The organism is Proteiniborus sp. MB09-C3, from assembly GCF_030263895.1.
Lineage (GTDB): Bacteria > Bacillota > Clostridia > Tissierellales > Proteiniboraceae > Proteiniborus.
This window is the reverse complement of record NZ_CP127161.1, coordinates 1,839,280-1,859,075: the sequence shown is the minus strand read 5'-3', so window position 1 is coordinate 1,859,075 and position 19,796 is coordinate 1,839,280. Positions and strand designations below refer to the sequence as shown.

Annotated in this window: 15 protein-coding genes; 4 read left to right on the top strand and 11 right to left on the bottom strand. The window is 32.0% G+C overall.

Annotated elements, in window-relative coordinates; translation table 11 throughout:
* Window positions 1-26: 26 nt before the first annotated feature.
* The 11 genes from QO263_RS08920 to QO263_RS08870 all read right to left on the bottom strand — a co-directional run bounded on the left by QO263_RS08920 (window position 27) and on the right by QO263_RS08870 (window position 16,938).
* Window positions 27-1,097 carry a DNA polymerase IV gene (locus QO263_RS08920; RefSeq protein WP_285629007.1) on the bottom strand — a complete coding sequence of 357 codons (1,071 nt, stop codon included), beginning with the start codon at window positions 1,095-1,097 and terminating at the stop codon, window positions 27-29.
* 208 nt (window positions 1,098-1,305) lie between these two features.
* On the bottom strand, window positions 1,306-3,966 hold the full coding sequence (locus tag QO263_RS08915) for a cation-translocating P-type ATPase (protein WP_285629005.1): 2,661 nt from the start codon (window positions 3,964-3,966) through the stop codon (window positions 1,306-1,308).
* A 554-nt stretch (window positions 3,967-4,520) separates the two neighbouring features.
* Complete coding sequence (gene helD, locus QO263_RS08910) at window positions 4,521-6,812, bottom strand: RNA polymerase recycling motor HelD (RefSeq protein WP_285629003.1); 2,292 nt, start codon at window positions 6,810-6,812, stop codon at window positions 4,521-4,523.
* A 480-nt stretch (window positions 6,813-7,292) separates the two neighbouring features.
* On the bottom strand, window positions 7,293-8,132 hold the full coding sequence (locus QO263_RS08905; RefSeq protein WP_285629001.1) for a hypothetical protein: 840 nt from the start codon (window positions 8,130-8,132) through the stop codon (window positions 7,293-7,295).
* Window positions 8,129-8,659 (bottom strand): RNA polymerase sigma factor, encoded by a 531-nt coding sequence (locus QO263_RS08900; protein ID WP_285628998.1) that lies wholly within the window; start codon window positions 8,657-8,659, stop codon window positions 8,129-8,131. The genes QO263_RS08905 and QO263_RS08900 overlap by 4 nt, the downstream gene beginning before the upstream one ends.
* Window positions 8,660-8,832: 173 nt before the next feature.
* Entirely contained in the window at window positions 8,833-9,642 is an 810-nt protein-coding gene (locus QO263_RS08895; RefSeq protein WP_285628994.1) for a glycosyltransferase family 8 protein, read from the bottom strand.
* A 177-nt stretch (window positions 9,643-9,819) separates the two neighbouring features.
* A complete protein-coding gene (ftsH, locus tag QO263_RS08890; RefSeq protein WP_285628991.1) occupies window positions 9,820-11,622 on the bottom strand; it encodes an ATP-dependent zinc metalloprotease FtsH in 1,803 nt (600 codons plus the stop codon).
* A 26-nt stretch (window positions 11,623-11,648) separates the two neighbouring features.
* Window positions 11,649-12,101, bottom strand: coding sequence for a MarR family winged helix-turn-helix transcriptional regulator (locus tag QO263_RS08885; protein ID WP_285628988.1), 453 nt, complete (start codon window positions 12,099-12,101; stop codon window positions 11,649-11,651).
* Window positions 12,102-12,304: 203 nt separating this feature from the next.
* The gene (locus tag QO263_RS08880; RefSeq protein ID WP_285628985.1) at window positions 12,305-13,753 is read right to left on the bottom strand and encodes an aminoacyl-histidine dipeptidase; all 1,449 of its coding nucleotides are present in this window, start codon (window positions 13,751-13,753) and stop codon (window positions 12,305-12,307) included.
* 69 nt (window positions 13,754-13,822) lie between these two features.
* Window positions 13,823-15,346 carry a YfcC family protein gene (locus QO263_RS08875; protein WP_285628982.1) on the bottom strand — a complete coding sequence of 508 codons (1,524 nt, stop codon included), beginning with the start codon at window positions 15,344-15,346 and terminating at the stop codon, window positions 13,823-13,825.
* Window positions 15,347-15,555: 209 nt separating this feature from the next.
* Entirely contained in the window at window positions 15,556-16,938 is a 1,383-nt protein-coding gene (locus QO263_RS08870; RefSeq protein WP_285628979.1) for a TraB/GumN family protein, read from the bottom strand.
* A 357-nt stretch (window positions 16,939-17,295) separates the two neighbouring features.
* Between QO263_RS08870 and QO263_RS08865 the strand changes: the two genes are divergently transcribed.
* The 4 genes from QO263_RS08865 to QO263_RS08850 all read left to right on the top strand — a co-directional run bounded on the left by QO263_RS08865 (window position 17,296) and on the right by QO263_RS08850 (window position 19,790).
* The gene (locus QO263_RS08865) at window positions 17,296-17,667 is read left to right on the top strand and encodes a GntR family transcriptional regulator (protein ID WP_285628976.1); all 372 of its coding nucleotides are present in this window, start codon (window positions 17,296-17,298) and stop codon (window positions 17,665-17,667) included.
* Window positions 17,664-18,362 (top strand): ABC transporter ATP-binding protein, encoded by a 699-nt coding sequence (locus tag QO263_RS08860; RefSeq protein ID WP_285628972.1) that lies wholly within the window; start codon window positions 17,664-17,666, stop codon window positions 18,360-18,362. The genes QO263_RS08865 and QO263_RS08860 overlap by 4 nt, the downstream gene beginning before the upstream one ends.
* Window positions 18,356-19,138, top strand: coding sequence for a hypothetical protein (locus QO263_RS08855; protein WP_285628969.1), 783 nt, complete (start codon window positions 18,356-18,358; stop codon window positions 19,136-19,138). The genes QO263_RS08860 and QO263_RS08855 overlap by 7 nt, the downstream gene beginning before the upstream one ends.
* Before the next feature lie 118 nt (window positions 19,139-19,256).
* Complete coding sequence (locus QO263_RS08850) at window positions 19,257-19,790, top strand: nitroreductase family protein (RefSeq protein ID WP_285628966.1); 534 nt, start codon at window positions 19,257-19,259, stop codon at window positions 19,788-19,790.
* Window positions 19,791-19,796 lie beyond the last annotated feature (6 nt).

Genomic DNA, 19,796 nt, shown 5'->3' with positions numbered 1-19,796 from the left:
GAGTTCTATAAGCTCATGCAAGCTTTTTAAAAATCAAACAATGAAAGCTGCTCTAGCTTTAAGGTTTCTAGATTTGATGCCGTTAGACCTATTAGCCTAATATCTTGATCTATTTCTATTTCATATAATAGATTGGCAGCAACTTCAAAAATATCATCAAAGCTATTAATGTAGTTATTTAAAGTCTTGCTCTTAGTTCGAGTTCTAAAGCTTATATCTTTAATCTTTAAGGTTATGGTCTTAGCTTGCAGATTTTTCATTTCTAAAGAAGATTCTAAATCAATGGAAAAATTCCGCAAAAAATCTTTTAAAACTTCTTTATCCTTTGTATAATCAGAGAAGGTGCTTTCTGTCCCTATAGATTTTCTTTCACGAGTTATATTGATTTTTCTAGAATCTATACCACGAATCCTATTATATATCTCACTGCCAGCCTTTCCAAAAAATTCTATTAAAAATTCCTCTGATAGCCTCATTAAATCTTCAACTGTATAGATGCCTATATTGTTTAGCTTTTTAGTAGATTTTGCCCCTATTCCATATACAGATTTAACAGGAAGCGGAAGCAAAATATCTGGTATCATATCCTCTGTTATTATCTTCATCCCATTAGGCTTATTCCAGTCAGATGCAAGCTTAGCTAAAAATTTGTTATACGAAATACCTATAGATATAGTTAATCCAGTAGATTCCATTACCTTCCATTTTATTTCCTCGGCAATTTTTATAGGATTAGTATTGATATTTGATACATCTATGTATGCCTCATCAATGGATAAAGGCTCTACTAAATCGGTAACCTTGTATAATATATCAAAAACCTGTCTAGAAACCTCTTTGTACCTCTCCATTCTTACAGGTAAAAAACATCCTTTCGGGCATTTCTGTTTTGCCATAAAAATAGGCATAGCAGAATGTATTCCATATTTTCTGGCAGGGTAATTGGCAGTAGTTACAATTCCATGATTACTCATGCCGCCTACAATAATAGGCAGTCCTTTCAGATTTGGATTGTCATGTTCTTCAACAGATGCATAAAAAGCATCCATATCTACATGAATAATACTTAGTTGTTTTGATTGAATTACATCTTGCAAAGGATATATTGATATCACCCCTTTACCTAGATAGTACTACTTACATTATACCCGAACTCATGTTCCGTGTAAATGTTTGAATTTTAACCTGAATTCTAACCTAAATATAAAACAATCTGCATCAAAGCTTCAAAAAATAACAGCTCATTTCATATAGAAACGAACTGTTATTAAATCTATTTTATGTAATGCTTTAAAATATACATTATTATGATGCCTTCTCCTTTAATCTCATAAACGCTTTAATTATTTCATTTACTATTAATGGAACTAAGGCAAATATTATAACTAATCCCCAGTCTCCTAAGCTTAGATTATGCACTTCGAATACATTTGCAAAGAATGGCACTGAAATAACACCAAACTGTAGAATAAATCCTATAATTATAGCACCTATTAGGTACATGTTAGAGAATAAGCCTATTTGAAATATTGACTTAGTTGAGTTTCTCATTGTTAATGAATAAAATAACTGTGAAGCTGCTAACACAACAAATGACATAGTTCTAGCATAAGTTAGTACATTTTCAGGTATATTCTCTGATCCCAAGCTATATCCATGTTCACTTAATCCAAAGTAAAAAGCTGCCAATGTAAGTATTCCTATTAGTGTTCCTCCAATAACAGCCCTAACTCCTGCTCCTTCAGCAAAAAAGCTTTCCTTAGGATCCCTTGGTTTCTTTTTCATTACATCCTTATCTCCAGGGTCAACGCCAAGTGCAATCGCTGGAAAAGTATCAGTTATTAGATTTATCCATAATATTTGTGGAGCTAGAAGCGGAACTGGCCAACGGAATAAGATGGAAGCCAGCACTGTAATAACTTCTCCTAGATTACATGATAAAAGAAATATTACAGCCTTCTTAATATTATTATAAATGTTTCTGCCTTCTTCTATAGCATGAACAATGGTAGTAAAATTGTCATCTGTAAGTATCATGTCACTAGCACCCTTAGAAACATCTGTACCAGTTATACCCATGGCAACACCTATATCCGCATATTTTAATGAGGGTGCATCATTTACACCATCACCAGTCATTGACACTATATTTCCGTGAGATTTATATGCCTTGACTATCTTTACCTTGTGTTCTGGTGAAACCCTAGCAAATACTCTATAATCATTAATTCTTTTTGAAAACTCCTCATCTGATAGCTCATCTATTTCAGCACCTGTCAAGCTCTGTTCTATAGAATCTGCAATTCCAAGTTCCTTAGCAATTGCAACAGCTGTATTTCTGTGGTCTCCAGTTATCATTACAGGAGTAATACCTGCGATCTTTGCATCTCTTATAGAATCCTTAACCTCAATTCTTGGAGGATCTATCATTCCCACTAACCCTATGATAGTTAAATCTTTTTCCATATCCTCAGGACTTATTATATCAGTTGTATCTTTAAAAGCTGCACCCAGTACCCTAAGCGCATCATCTGACATTTCCTCTGCTACTTTTAAGTACTTTGTTTTCATTTCTTCAGTTAATTGAACTACCTTACCATCTACAAGGGCATGAGTCGAAATCTTTAATATATTATCAATAGCCCCTTTTGTATGAACTCTAAAGCCATCTTCTTCTTTGTTTAAGGTTGACATTAGCTTTCTACCTGAATCAAATGGTTTTTCTGCAATTCTTTTATGCTTTAAGTTTAATTCCCTTTTTGTAAGCTTATATTTATCTCCTAATACTACTAAGGCTACCTCTGTAGGATCTCCAGTACTTTCGCCATTTTCATAAGTAGCATCTGAACATAAGACTAAAGTCTTAATTAATTCAGCCTCGTCCTTATTAGCCTCAAAGCTAGTCTCTACAGTAGGTAAATCCTTTATATTATTAAGTGTATAATTTTTTACAACTGTCATCTTATTCTGAGTAAGGGTACCAGTTTTATCTGAGCATATAATATTTACAGAGCCTAATGTCTCAACTGCTGGTAGCTTTTTAACTATGGCATTAATTTTAGACATTCTAGTAACTCCAATTGCCAACACTATAGCAACTATAGCAGCTAACCCTTCTGGAATTGCTGCAACTGCTAAACTAATAGCAATTAAGAACATATTGAATAAATCTCTTCTCTGGAATAAAGCAATTACAAATATAAGTGCACAAATTCCAATAGCTATAAATCCAAGAATTTTGCCAAGCTCCTCTAGTCTTCTTTGTAAAGGAGTCATTTCTTCATCATCTTCATCTAATATCTTAGCTATTTTACCCATTTCGGTTTCCATTGCTGTTGCCACAACAACGCCTTCACCCCTACCATAAGTAACAAGAGTAGACATAAACGCCATATTGGATTTATCACCTATAGGAGTCTTGGGATCTTCATGAATGTCATTTGCCTCCTTATCTGTAGGCACAGATTCACCTGTTAAAGCAGATTCCTCTATTTGAAGGTTTGCGCTTTCTATTAACCTAATATCTGCAGGTATATATCTACCAGCATCTATAATAACAATATCTCCCGGTACTATTTGTTCTGAATTTATTTCCTTGACTTCACCATCACGTCTTACGAGAGTTTTTGGAGTAGTCATCTGCTGTAGTGCCTCAATAGCTTTTCCTGCCTTATATTCCTGCACCACTCCTATTACTGCATTTAGGATTACAACTAAAAGAATTATTATAGCATCTCCATATTCTCCAATTGCAATTGTTATAACTGTAGCACCTAAAAGAACATAGATTAGCATATCTTTAAGCTGTGCAAGAAATAATGATATTAAGCTTTTCTTTGGTTTACCTTTTAATTTATTTTCACCATACTTCTGAAGCCTGGAATTAGCTTCTTCAGTAGTCAGTCCTGTGTCTGGATTTACACTGAATTCTTTCAGTACTTCCTCCTGTGATTTTGAAAACCACATATTTAATCACACTCCCTTATCAAATACGAATTTGTTTTTTACTTTTTAGTATTAAGCCTGTTGTTACCATAAGAGATTTTGCTATTCATTTGTCACACTTTATATTTTACCCACCTCCTCAGAATTAATTTAGATAAAATAAATATCAAACAAAAAAGACCCTTAGCAGTATCTTATCCTAAAAGGATAAAATATTGCTAAAGGTCTTACTTCTTTGACATGTCAAAGGATAAAGCCAGGCAGTATTATCTCTACCGGTTGTTGACTTTATCACCCTAAGGAAGTTACTCCCCTTTAACAAACAAATATTATTTAATATCTTAATACTATTAGGATATCATTTTTGTCATACGAATACAATATGTTTTTAAATTTAATTTGTTCTGCTAGTTAATTTATGTGTTTTCCCAAATATGGGTGAGGTATTGAATTCAAGTAAAGCACTTATACACTAGCAAAATTTTAAAAATTGCAAAAAAATAATATAATAAAAAATATGCTACACTTTCATAAAAAGTGTAGCATATTTAATTTTATTATTTGAGAACTGAGTATTATTGATAATATTTGCTATCGATATCTAGTAAAACTGACGGCCTATCTTTATAATATATAAGAAGCTTATGCAAAGGCCTTGTTATAGAAACATATAATAGTTTAATATGAAGTTCATCGGCGATATAATTATCATTTGAACAGTTGAATACTATGACTGCATCAAACTCTAATCCCTTTGACAGATATGTTGGAATCACCACTATTCCGCCTCCATAGGAGGTATCCTTATGAGTAATTATATTTATGCTGTCATCTACAGTTTTATTCAATATTTCATATACATCTATGCTCTCCTGCGTAGTCTTGCATATTATAGCAATTGACTTATGTCCTTCGCCTTTAAGCTCTTTTATTCTTAATGCAATATCGTTTATAATCTCATCCTCACTATTTTTTTTCATAATAAGAGGCTTATCTCCCGATCTTAAAACAGGCTCTGCAAGAGTAATATTATCTTTTCTCCATTTTTTTATAACTTCATTGGCAAAATTCATTATCTCCATTGTAGAACGATAACATATTTTTAAGTTCAATAGCTCCTTATCACAATCTGAAAATACATCCTCCATCAGCTCTTTCCAATTCCCTATACCCTTATATGAGTGTATCCCTTGCGAAATATCTCCCACTATCGTAAAAGAATCATTGCTACTAAGCTGCCTTAATATATACATTTGGAGTTCACTATAGTCTTGAGCTTCATCTATTACTATATGGTTGTATCTCCCTTTTAAAGATAGACCTTCAAGTTTTAAATGCAGATATAATAGCGCAGCTAAATCTTCTCTCTCCAGCATTCCATTATCAAATATATTTCTAGAATAGTTACTGATAAATTCAAGGTTTTCATCATGAAATTCACCATCAGTATATAGTTTAAAATTTTTGCAATCTGATAATAGTGTTTTATACAGCATGCCTACATCAAGATTCTGCCATTGTTCAAAATATTGTTTTATAGCCTTATGCTTAGAATCTTCCAATTCACGATTAATATTATCTCTCTTATCATATAGCTGTATAAGTTCATTTCTTATGGATTCAATATCTTCTACAGAAGCCTTTAAAAGCTTTACTTTAGCATCATATTGTTTTGTAATCCTTGATTGAATATTCTTAACCCTATCTGATACATTTGATTCCATATATTTTCGAATTCTTTTCGAGCGGGATACAATAGGAAGGTACCTATAGTCTTCTTCATACATTTTAAGTACTTCATCGTATGAATATACGATAAAATCATTTATTTTGAGATCAATTTTGGGAACAAAGCTTGAAGACAGATGCGCAACGTATTTATCTATTATATTTTTAAATGTCATTGAACCTTTAAAATATGAGCTAAATTGCAGCTTCTTTCTATATTCTTCTGATAATTTTTGATAGTCTAGTAGCTGATAAAATTTAGTCTCAATGTCAACTAGCTTATATTCGGTATTCAATAATGACATTGCGAGGTCTTCAAAAGTAGATTGTTTTATTTCCTCTACTCCCAAATCTGGCAGTACATCAGAAATGTAGTTTAAGAAAAGATTATTAGGTACTATGATAAGTAGCTTTTCAGCATCAAATACCTCTTGGTAAGTATACATAAGATATGCTATTCTATGCAATACAATTGTAGTTTTTCCACTACCTGCTACTCCCTGCACTATGAGAACCTTTCCTTTGTCTGCTCTTATTATATCATTTTGTTCACCTTGTATGGTATTGACTATATCCCTTAGTCTATTATCCTTCTTTTCCCATAATGCAGTTTGAAGATACTCATCCATGGGAGTAAGCCCCTTATCAAAAATATTAATTAATTTTTTATTCTCTATCTCATATTGCCTTTTAAGCTTCAAATCCCCTATTATCAGCCCATCAGGCGCGTTATACATTACCTCTCCTATTTCACCACTGTAGTATAAGCTCGCCATAGGGGCTCTCCAGTCAAGAACTATTATCTTATCATCATTTCTTCTGGTTAGGCTAGTCTTGCCAACATAGAATGTTTCATATTCAGACTTTTCAAGGTCTTTGAAATCTACTCTTCCAAAATAGGGTTTCCCTTCAGCTCTCTTAAGCTGATTAAGTTTTTTCTTATTAGTTTCATGAATGGTAGTTTGCACAATGACATCATCACTATAATTGCCACCTACAGATTTTTTCAGCTTTGATAAGTCTTTATTCATTTGCTCTATTTCATTTTCAAGATAATCTATCTCCTTATCCATACACTGGCAAGTATCCTTTAAATACCCATTTTCCTCATCAAATGCTGGGTGCTTCTGAGCCTGCATATACATTACACCTCCTATAATAATTCATAATTAAACTTTAAAATACTTCATGCGGTGAAATGACAGTATATTAATTCTATACAATACATCAAGAAAAATAAAGCTCATGTAATCAATAAATATAGGACACCAATATACAAGAAAATTATTATATCACGTAATCTTTATAATTCTTACTATTTCAAAATATTTCTTGTATGTTTAGTGTTTTTAGGCTATACTATACTCAGAAAAGAAAAAGAAGGTCTTCTCGCTAGGAGATTAACCTTCTTTTTTGTATTATGTAAACTAATTGCGTTAACTTCATAAATAATATAATAATCCTGTTATTTATTATATTCCCGGTTTATAAATTGGAATCACATATATTGAAACTTGCTTTAATATTAAAATTTTCATGGTAATTATTTATATTAATAAAGGTTTAGATATTCTATTTTTCTTTAATTTTATTTTTCCTATTTTTGATTCTCCTTTATTTTAGTTGAATGAATCAATTATCTTCTTCATTGTGTCAATAGAAACCATACCCTCTAGTTCGTATTTTACGTTCTTATGTACGAATAAAGCAGTTATTAAAGCATTTCTTGTTCCATTCAAATCATCATAATATTCATTATTTATAAAAAAATATGCTTCAATGTCATTCTCTTTGCTTAAATAGGTTTCTTTAAATTCAATTCCTCTAGCACGACGTTCCTCTTTTATGGTATTTTCCTCACTTGTCACAAAAAATAGTGTTGCTTTCACTGGTGAATAATATTCTCTTCCTGGCTTGTAAGAAGCACCAGGTAGAAAATCATCACCATAGTATTCAATATCTTCTATATCTCCTAGTATGTAATACGGAGCAAAAATTCGAACAGCATTAATTGTATCTAATCTATAGGCTTCCAAACAAATCAATTCTGAGCCTGTATTTTGAGATAAAGAGCTTTCTAATAACTCAACTTCAAGTTCTTTCTCAATGTCTGCAAAGGAATTATATTTTTTGCGTCCTTTATAATCTAAGCCTTCAATTGACTTTATTTTGATGATATCTATACTGTCTCCAATCCCTACTGTTCCATTTTCCACAGTAATACTGGAACTCCAGCTTGCAATCAAATTCTTGGCAAAAGTAGTAATAGCCGTTCCTTTAAATGTTATTATAACCACTAAACATATAGTAGCTACAACAGTTGCTATCCTCATATAAGACTGAGGCTTATTGGAAGTTTTATTTCTAATTTTATTCATAACAGAGTCAGTAAAATCCATTTCTGGTAGTTTCATAGATTGATATGCTCTTTTTATAATTATTTCTTCTCGGTTATTCATATTGATTCCTCCTTATTTGAATAAATATAATAGTTATATTCATCATTTTCTAAATTCTTTGCTAATTTCTCTTTTGCACGCTGATATCTTTTACGTAAGCTTGCCTCTGACTTTCCATGAATGATAGACAATTGTTCATATGAATATTCTTCTATTACTCTTCCATAAATCAAGGCTCTATCAAGTAAAGACAGTTTCTTCAAAGCATTTTCAAGTTCTTCAGACATATAGTTTAGTCTATCTTCTTGTTCTTCTTTAAAAGGAATCATTAAAAATTTTCTCTTTCTTATTATATCTATACAAGTAGTATACGCTGTTCTGTAAAGAAATGATGAAAATGCCTCGTCCTTCTTTAATGTTTTTCGTCTATCATATATCTTGATAAAAGTCATTTGAACTGCATCTTCTGCATCACTGTAATTGCATAGAATACTATAGCAATACTTCATTAAAGGTACAGTAAATCGTTTTATAACAAGCTCTAACTCATATTCACTGCCATTAATGAAGTCTCTAATATTAATCACCTTATCTGCCTCCTTATAATTTTATTGAAAATGCATTTTCATATATAAGACGGTTTAAAGCTAGCTTTTGTGACATATTAAAATAAAAAAAGGCCTCCCCATAGGAAAATGACCTTTTTGTAGATTCTGCAAACCAATTATGCTCGCTGTATAAAATCTCCTTTATATCGTACTTAATATAATGCCAGCTTTTCATAATGCTTATATAATGCATGGAATTTACCACTATAGCTCTTTTTCCACGGCTTTCTTTTACCACAGAAATGAAGAACGACTGTATTTTTTATGACATAATCCATATCACATATTCCATTAGTCTTCATTTTATAATAACGATAATATCTTGCATCGTAATTGTATAGCTTTTCATCTAAGGCTTTTATCTGCTTTGAATATAAAGCATTTAATATATCCTGATCTGGCATGATTAGTTTTGAATGATTTTTTTCTACAAACTCGAAAATAGTATTCTCATCGATAGATAATCTCTGTCTTTCTAAGTTCATTAAAAGTACTCCAGAATTATAGTATGCATCAATCTTGTACTGATTTAGTCTTAGCCTATTAACTTCTTTAATAGGAATTAAATCATGATATGCAGCAGCATATAGATATTTCTTAATATCAGTATTATACAATTCATTAACTGAATTGATTACTAAAATATCAGGATCTAAATATAAAATACGATCAAGCTCCTCAGGCAAAAACTTAAATGCTAGTAATCTGTAATACATAGCTTTAGTATAGTGAAGTAAGGTTGGTGCATTTACAAAGTAGCTATCATCAATATCTACGATTTGCAATTGGCTGCCATGAGCTTTAATATAGTCATCTAAATCATTTAACTCATTTGAGGTAAGACTTGAGTGCATTAGATAGATTGTAAACCTTTCTTTTTGATTGTTTAAAAAAAGCGATTTAAGCATAACCTTCAAAGGTTTAATATAGTTAGAATCTAAAGTAACAAGTACATTCAACATAAATCATTCCTTTTCTATAAGCTATTCTAATTTACTGCTAATAATTTAATCTATCATGTGATTTAATTTGATTATCAATAAGATATTATCAGCTTCAATATGTTAATTCAACAAAATATAGTAAAAACCTCTAATGTATTTAAAAAGTGCAACACTAATGGTTGCACTTTTATCAAGCTATCTTGACAATATACTCATAAAATCATCGCCAGTTATAGTTTCTTTTTCAAGAAGGTACAAAGATAGCTCATGAAGCTTGTCAATATTATCCTTTAATATGTTAATGGCCTTTTCATGCGCTTTTTTAATTATTTCAAGTACTTCCTCATCAATCTTTGTTGCAGTTTCTGATGAGCATAATAAAGAATGGTCTCCTCCAAGATATTGATTAGAGACAGTTTCTAGAGCCATCATATCAAAGTTTCTACTCATGCCCATTCTAGTCACCATAGCACGTGCAAGTTTAGTTGCCTGCTCTATATCATTAGAAGCACCTGAAGTAGAAATATTAAAAACCAATTCCTCAGCAGCACGTCCACCAGTAAAAGTAGTAATTTTATTAAAGGCTTCATCTCTAGTCATTAACACATTTTCTCCCTCAGATACTTGCATCGTATAACCAAGGGCACCTGATGTTCTTGGAATTATTGTAATCTTATGAACAGGGGCAGATTCAGTCTGCTTTGCTGCAACAATGGCATGTCCAATTTCATGATATGCAATAATCTGTTTTTCTTTTGGTGAAATAACAGCACCCTTTCGTTGATATCCAGCAATTACAATTTCCACTGATTCCTCTAAATCATTTTGCTCTACTTGCATACGCCCACATTTTACGGCCCTTAAGGCTCCTTCATTTATGATGTTAGCAAGCTCTGCACCTGAAGCTCCAGAAGTTGCTCTTGCTATGGCATTTAAGTCCACATCTTTATCAAGCTTTACTTTTTTAGCATGAACCTTTAAAATTGCTTCACGTCCTGCTAAATCAGGTAATTCCACTGGTATACGACGGTCAAATCTTCCTGGACGAAGTAATGCCTTATCCAGTGACTCAGGTCGGTTAGTTGCTGCAAGTATTACAACTCCTTTTTCTCCACTAAACCCATCCATTTCAGTCAATAGCTGGTTTAACGTCTGCTCCCTCTCATCATTGCCACCTAGGCTGCCACTATCTCGTTTTTTCCCGATAGTATCAATCTCATCAATAAACACAATACATGGAGCTTTCTTTTGAGCTTGACTAAAAAGGTCACGCACTCTTGCTGCTCCCATACCTACAAACATCTCAACGAATTCTGAGCCAGAGATTGAGAAAAAAGGAACCTTTGCCTCTCCTGCAACAGCCTTTGCAAGAAGTGTTTTACCAGTTCCAGGAGGTCCTACTAGTAAAGCTCCCTTTGGCATAATAGCACCTATTTTCTTGTATTTTTCAGGATTATGAAGAAAATCTACAATCTCCGTTAAAGCTTCTTTAGCTTCATCCTGTCCTGCAACATCAGAAAAGGTTTTACCTGTTTGTGCCTCAACATAAACCTTTGCATTGCTTTTCCCAAAGGTCATTGCATTTCCACCCATTTTCTTTCGCATTGAGTAAGCAAAAATCTGACCAATTCCTATAAAAATAGCTGCTGAAATTATCCAATTCAGTAGTGGCGAAGTTTCTTTTGGTATAACCTTAGAAAACTTAACTTTTGCATCATAAAGACGATTAGCTAGCTCTGAGTCATCCATACGGCCAGTAATGTATACTTTTTCTTTTCCTTTCTCATCAATGGCTACAAAAGCAATTTGATTATCTCCTACTTCTACAGTTTTTACCTTTCCAGCTTCAATTTGGGTTAAGAATGTTCCATAATCCACCTCAATAATCTGTCTTTTTAATATATGAGGAAATACAAAAGCGTTTAGTAGCATTACAATAGTAATTGCAATAACATAATAATAAATAATTGGCTTCTTAGGGTTTTTTTGTTCTTTCATATGATAATCTCCTTCGCTAATAATATTTACTTATTTTCAGTTTGATTGATTTTTTGCAGCAATGTATTTAGCTTTTCTAATCCTAAAATAATATCTTCAAAAGCTTCTTCTGTCTCATTATTTATTTGCTGTGAAAACTTTTCATTTAATTCTTTATCTATTTCCAATACCATATCTTTTCCCATTTTTGTGAGAGCAATCTTTACTACCCTCTCATCCTCTTGATCTCTGATACGTTCTAAGAGCCTCTTACTCTCAAGTCTTTTACACATAGGAGATATATTGGCTCCTGCAACCTTCATATTATTTGCTAAGCTTCCTACTGTGTGAGAGCCATACTGATATAATTCCATAAGAATTCTTAATTGCAGCATTGTTAATCCATATTGATCGCATAATGGACTAAGAATATTTCCTAAACTATCTGTAATTTGCCTTGTATAATCCATAATAATATTTCTAAAATCAGATACATCCATGTCTTTCCTCCATGAATTATATTATTTATTATATATATATAATATAGTTTATATATAAAGTGGTCAATATATAATTTGGAAATATCATGTTACTTCTTAAAATCACCATTGGCAAAATATCCAGAGAATAAAATATGCGACAAGTGTCATAAATATATCACTCGCCGCATATAAGTCTGGTATTAATCTATGGAGGCATATTACTATCTTAGTCTCTTCAACAGCTCAATTAAGTATTCATATACTCTCTTAGTAGATGAGATACTAAGACTTTCCTTAGGTATATGAACATCATACATATTAGGTCCAAATGATATGATATCTAACTTAGGATATTTCTTTGCAAATACTCCACATTCTAGTCCAGCATGAATAACTGTTGATATCATTTCCTTCTCAAACATCTCTTTATATAAAGCTAATGCTGTATCCCTTAATTTTGACTTAGAATTGTACTCCCATTCTGGATAATTACCACTAATACTGTATTCAGCATTAGCTTCATTTGTTTTTTCTATAATATTTTTACGTAGCTCCAATAATACATTTTCAACTGAGCTTCTAATGGATACTTGGATGATTATTTTATCCTTTTCTGTTTTAATTATGGCTAGGTTACTAGAGCTTTCAACTATCTCTTTATTTTGAGGCAGCCATGTGAATACTCCCGTTGGAATAGAATCAAGAAGTAAATTTGTGGAATCAAGAACGCTCTTGCTTAAGGCTTTTGATACTAATCCACCTTTAGTTATGATTATGTCTATATCTGGCTCTTCTGTCTTATATGTAGCTACAATCCTATTTTTTATTTCCTCGATTTTATTATTAAATTCAGATAATTTTTCTGATTCTACTGCAATCCTAGCTGTAGCTTGCCTTGGTATTGCATTATCCTTCGTTCCACCTGTAATAGATACCAGCCTTATATCTATAGTCTCTGCTATTTTTTTTAACATATCATTTAAAATCTTATTGGAATTACCTCTAGGCTTATGGATTTCCCCACCAGAATGTCCTCCCATTAAACCTCGTACTGTTATGTCTATTTCAATATAATCAGTAACTTCTTCATATTCAACTGGTATTCTTGCTTCAATTAATTCTCCCCCAGCAGAACCAGATATAAGTACGCCTTCTTCTTCTGAATCTATATTGAGTAATCTAGTACCCTTTAAAATATTTTCCGATAACCCGAGAGCCCCGTCCATCTCAGTTTCCTCAGACGATGTAACAAGCAATTCTATACTGGGATGTTCTAGGGAGTTATCTTCAAGTATGGCTAAACCCATTGCTACTGCAATTCCATTATCTGCCCCTAATGTAGTTTTATCTGCATGTATATAGTCACCATCTATTATTAATTTAATAGGATCTTTGCTAAAGTCATGGCTGCTGTCATCTTCTTTTTCACATACCATATCCATATGTCCCTGTATGATAACTCCCTCAGAATTTTCATATCCTGATGTAGCAGGCTTTCTGATTATAACATTAAGCACATCATCCTGAATCGTCTCAAGCCCTAATTTTTCTCCTACATTTTTTATATAATTACTAATATTTTTTTCACCATAGGAGCATCTCGGTATTTTGGATATTTGCTCAAAGTAATAAAAAACTCTTCTCGGCTCTAAATCTTCTAATTTAATCATAAATTCCCTCCATTCTCGATTTTAGTAGCTAATATTAATTATATCAGATAGTGTACAATATATTATCTTTTATAACATTGTTTGAAGTACAAGCATTATAATAGAGAAAACTCCAATTATACCCATTAGCGGAAGTATGAATTTTAACCATTTATTATAGGTTACATCCACCATTTCAAGGGTCGCCAATATTAGCCCTGTTGGAGTGATGAATGCCATCCAGCCTTGACCCCAGTTATATGCAGTAACTACAACAGCTCTTGATAACCCCACCGTATCTGCCAATGGTGCCATTATAGGCATAGATAGCGTTGCAAGTCCTGATGAAGATGGTACAAAAAAACCTAAGAAGCTAAATAGCACCATCTGAACTGCTGAAAAAACGCCTCTATTCATATTCCCGATAATTGATGATGTATAGTTAAGTAATGTATCAGAAATCACCCCGTTGTCCATTACTATATTGATTGCCCTTGCAACACCAATGATAAGTACAACACCTATTAAATCTGCTGCACCTTCTATAAATGTATTAACGGCTTCTTTTTCAGAAAATCCTGATAAAAATGCAATTATGAACGTCACTGTTAAAAATAAGCCTGACATTTCTGGGAACCACCAAACCCCTGTGGATACTCCCCAAATCATAACTGGAAATGCACCTAAAAATACGACAAGCATTAGAATTCTTCTCCAATTGAATGGAACTACATTTTCGGGATCATAATGCTTTAAGAACTTTTCTTCTATTTTTTCTTTATCTTCGTAAATCAGAGAACTTTGTGGGTCATTTTTTATTTTTCTTGCATAACGATAAATATATATAAGTGTTATTATCATAGCCAGTACAAGGCTTATTCCACGAAATGCAAGTCCTTCATTAAATGATATTCCAGCAGCATCTGAAGCAATAACTACCGAAAAAGGATTTACAGTTGAAAACATGCTGCCAATAGAAGAACCCATATATATAGCTGCAATACAGACTATAGCATCATATCCACTTGCTAGAAATATGGGCATTAGTATGGGATATAAGGCAATGGTCTCCTCAGCTAATCCAAAGGTAGTACCACCTATTGCTATCAACAAAGAAACAAAGACTACTAATAAGAACTCCTTCCCTTTAGTTCTCTTTGATAGTGCTGCAATTCCTGCGTCAAATGTGCCTGTTTTATTGATTAAGCCAATAATTCCTCCCAGTATCAATACGAAAACCATAATATCGACAGTATCCATTATTCCTTGGATAGGTGACATTATAACTGATAACAATCCTTGAGGTGATTGCTCAATTCTTTGATAGGTACCCGGAATAGCAATAGGTTTTTTAATGCTGCCATCTACAAACTTGCTAATATTCATCTTTATATTTAAATTCTCTAGTGTTTCCTGTGTAGCTGGAAAAGTAGTAACTTCTCCCAGATGATTTTCTACTAAAAATATATTCGGCTCTGAATCATAGGATAATTTTGAATAGAGCCCTGCTGGAACTATATAAGTTAGTACAGCAGCCAGTATTAGAATAATAAATAGTACTGTAAAAGCTGTCGGAAACTGAAGTCTTCTTTTCTTTTTCTCTTGTTTTTTCATACTTTCATCTCCTCGTGAGTTAAGTGGATTTAAAATAATGTATTATAAACTTTTATACTCAATTTTACTTATTATATGTAAAAGTGCTTTAGTTATTATATATATTTAATATTTCTCTTTTTTACAGTATGAGTATTTATATTCTATTTTATAAATAAAAAAATCACCTACCATTTACCTTAATAAATGATAGGTGATTTTTTTATTGCTTATTGTAATATTTCAACATTATAGCCTTTTTCAATTAATTGTTGAAATACTGTATTTTCTTGTGCTAAATGACCTGCTCCTACAACAACAAAATATGTACCTTCTCCTTCTGATTCTAAAAGCTCGATTATTTTTTCAGCCATATCCTTATCTCTCTGCCCGAATAACATTTTAGTGAGCTCATTTTCTTCAGATTCCTCTGTGGTATTACCATAGCTGTTGGTAAATCCTTCAATATCTCCATTTTTCCATTGAATTAACCATTCCTCTAATAATTTTGCAGAGTCAATAGTTTCTTCAGTTTTAGGTTCTAAAATACTATCTATTATACTATTCAAATAAACCTCTTGAAATTCAGCAGATAATCCATCAAACAAATCTGTTTGATATTTCATGCCTTCTAGTTCAATAATTGGCTTCTGAGCTAACAATGCATTTGAAAGGAAATATATATCTATTCCTAAATTAGCTGATTGAGCTCCCTGTTGAAGGTTATCTGAATTAGTCATAGAAATAACAGTTAAGTTGTTTGCTATACTCCAAGGTTTAAGCTGGTTGTACTCTTCTTCTGGTAATCCATATTTTCCAAATATGACTTGTAATTTTTGATAAGTTTCTTCGCTTAAATTATCTTTTAGCGTAGTGCCATCTTGATATATAGCTTTTTCCATATAATAATCCATTCCACCTTGTTGATCAAACAAATTAGCTTCTACAATCAATGCATCAGATTCATTAAATGCTTGTTTTAGTCTTTGATTCAATGGATAAATCTCACTACTGCCTACGTGGATTGAGCCTAAGAAATATATGGTATTGTCATTATGTTCTACTTTCCAAGCGAGTCCTTTTGATCCTGCTTGTAATTGATTATATGTATCTTGAATTAATCTAGTTGCAAATATTACAGCTTGTTCTGTAGTACAGATTTGATCTAGTTCTAATCCTTTAGTAGTTCCTACGAGTATTTTTCGTTCTTGCATATAGTCAACCGGTGATTCTCCTCCAGCTAACTCATATTGAGCTAAGATGTTATACAGCCTTGTTATGACATCTCCTCTTGTACTAGCTCCATTATGTGAGTCTGGCACAAAATCTGCTTTCTTGTTTAATTCTAATACTTCTATTTTATTAGAAGTATTTTCTAACAAAATCTCTAATCTTTCTTGAGAAATTTCGGTTCTAAAGCTATCATAGTACCATTCTATAGGATAGATGCCATATCTTTCTCCCTCATTTAAGTCTCCTATAGCCCATTGGCTAATATCAGGAGCTTGTATTTCTTCAGCCCAAACTGGCATAACTGTGGTTAAAGTCATCATTACTAATAACAATAAGGTTACTATACCCTTTCTTGATGGCTTCTTAAATATTCTGTCCATACTATCTCTCCTCACACTCAAAATATTTTTTACCCTAACTTATGGATTTATAGCATAAGACTATTAGAAAGATATTTGCTTATTAAAAAAATATCGAAGCTAATGTCCATACTACCATTATTGTTCTATCTTTAAGAAAAGTCAATCATAAAATGATATTCTAACGCAATAGAATTATTTCTTTCAATAATAAGCTTATGGTTTACATTGAATACTTCACTATACTTTAATAAAACCTTATCTTCTCCAAATATAAAACAAATTCTTAATTTTTATAAATTTCCTATTGCAATTTATAAAAATATATTGTACTATTGTATTAAGCGCTTAATACAATAGTACAATAGGAGTGATGGAATGCAATGGAATATTGACTCTGAACGACCAGTTTACATTCAGTTAATTGAGCAGATACAGGCAGGTATTATTTCAGGTCATTTTAATCTTGGAGATAAGCTGCCTTCAGTTCGAGAATTAGCGGCTGAAGCTGGAGTCAATCCTAATACCATGCAAAGGGCATTGGCTGAATTAGAGCAAACTGGATTGGTTTTTACTAATCGAACTAGTGGCAGATATATAACTTCAGATGCGGAAATTATTAAGAAATTAAAGAAGCAATCTGCTAAAAATATAATTCTAGATTTTATAGAAAAAATGAAGCAGATTGGCTATAAGGAAGAAGAGATTCTTGAAAGTATAACAAAAATATTAGAGGAGATGAAAAAATGAATCCTATTATAGAGTGCAAATCATTAACAAAAAGATATTCAGGATTTACTGCCCTCTCTGATGTAAATTTAACATTAGAAAGAGGTCGTATTATCGGACTTTTAGGACCAAATGGAAGTGGAAAAACTACTTTGCTTAAATTGATTAATGGTCTTCTAGTACCTGATAGTGGAACAATTAGTATTTCAGGTAACAATCCAGGGGTTGAAACTAAAAAAATCGTTTCTTATTTACCCGAAAAAACCTACTTAGCAGACTGGATGCAGGTTACTCAGGTCATTGAATTTTTTCAAGACTTTTATCAAGATTTTGATTCTAAAAAAGCCTATGAGATGCTGATAGATCTTAAGATTAATCCAAATAAGCAGCTAAAGACCTTGTCAAAGGGTACAAAGGAAAAGGTTCAATTAATTTTGGTTATGAGCCGTAAAGCAGATCTATACTGTCTTGATGAGCCTATAGGTGGAGTCGATCCTGCATCAAGAGATTATATACTAAATACTATTATTAACAACTATAGAGAAAACTCAACCATATTAATATCTACACACCTTATTGCGGATATTGAGAAGGTATTAGATGAAGTTATTTTCATTAAAGACGGAACTGTCACTCTTCATTCTTCTGTGGATGATGTGAGGATAAAGGAAAACAAATCAATTGATTCACTATTTAGGGAGGTGTTCAAATGCTAGGAAAATTGATGAAGCATGAGTTAAATGCAACTTCAAGATTATTGGTACCTTTATATTTAGTTTTATTATTTATATCAACAATAAATCGCTTTATATTTCAAACAAGTATTGAGGGAACAATCTTTAAAATTTTTGCTGGATTTCTTGCAACTACTCAGATTTTGATTATTGTTGTAATATTGATCACAACAATATTATTTATGATAACTCGATTTTATAAAAATCTTCTAAGCGACGAAGGATACTTGATGTTTACTTTACCAGTGAATACTCATCAATTGATTATATCTAAGCTTATAGTTACGCTATTTTGGACATTTGTTAGTATAATAATTATATTGTCATCACTATATATAGCCTTTATTACCTCAAATAATATGAGTCTAATAATAGCAGAAATACAAAATGCTTTTGCAGAATTAAATGTTGCCTTCGGTGGAAAATGGTCACTGTTACTTTTTGAACTGATTCTATTGATACTTGTAGGTTTTATTTCAAATATACTAATGGTTTATACTTCTATTGCAATAGGACAGTTATTTAGTAAACATAAGATTATCGCATCTTTTGTATCTTACGCTGTTATTTATAACGCTATACAGCTGATTATGATAATTGTACTAGTTATCCTAAGCTTTATTCTATCTGGAAATATAGACTTCACAAACATAATTCCTCAAATCTTTCCTGTTATCATTCTAATTATTTCATTAACTTGTATAGCCTTTTATACAGCAACTAATCATATTTTTGAAAATAAGTTGAACTTGGATTAGACACAATATTCCCTCTGTCACATGTACGATGGCAGAGGGAAATTTGTATTTCCTACTTATGTATATACTTTAATTTTTTTATTAAAAATGTATAATATATATTAAAGGAGTGATTTATATGGAATTTACTAAGACTATAAAAATGAGAAGATCAACAAGAAGCTACAAACCAGAACAAATTACAAGTGAAGAGCTAGACAAAGTATTATACGCAGCTTATGCAGCACCTGTTGGAAATGGATTATATGAGGATGTTCATCTTACTGTTGTACAAAATTCTGATTTATTAAATAGAATCGTAAAATCTACAGCAGAAGTCTCTAAAAATCCAGATGCTAATCCATTCTATGGGGCACCAACTATTGTTATTGTGTCTACTAAATTAAAGGATGCTTCCAAAATCGGTACTACATATGCAAATGCTGCTTGTATTGTCGAAAACATGCACCTTGCAGCAACTGATATTGGACTTGGCAGTGTTTATCTACTTGGATTTATAAGAGCAGGCGCAATTAACGATAGCTTAAAGCAAGAATTAGGAATACCAGAAGGTTACAATCCAACTTCTGCTATTACACTTGGATATCCAACAGAAAAGTTAGTTGAAAGGGATATTCCTGCTAATAAAATCTCAACAAATTACATTAAATAGTTTTAA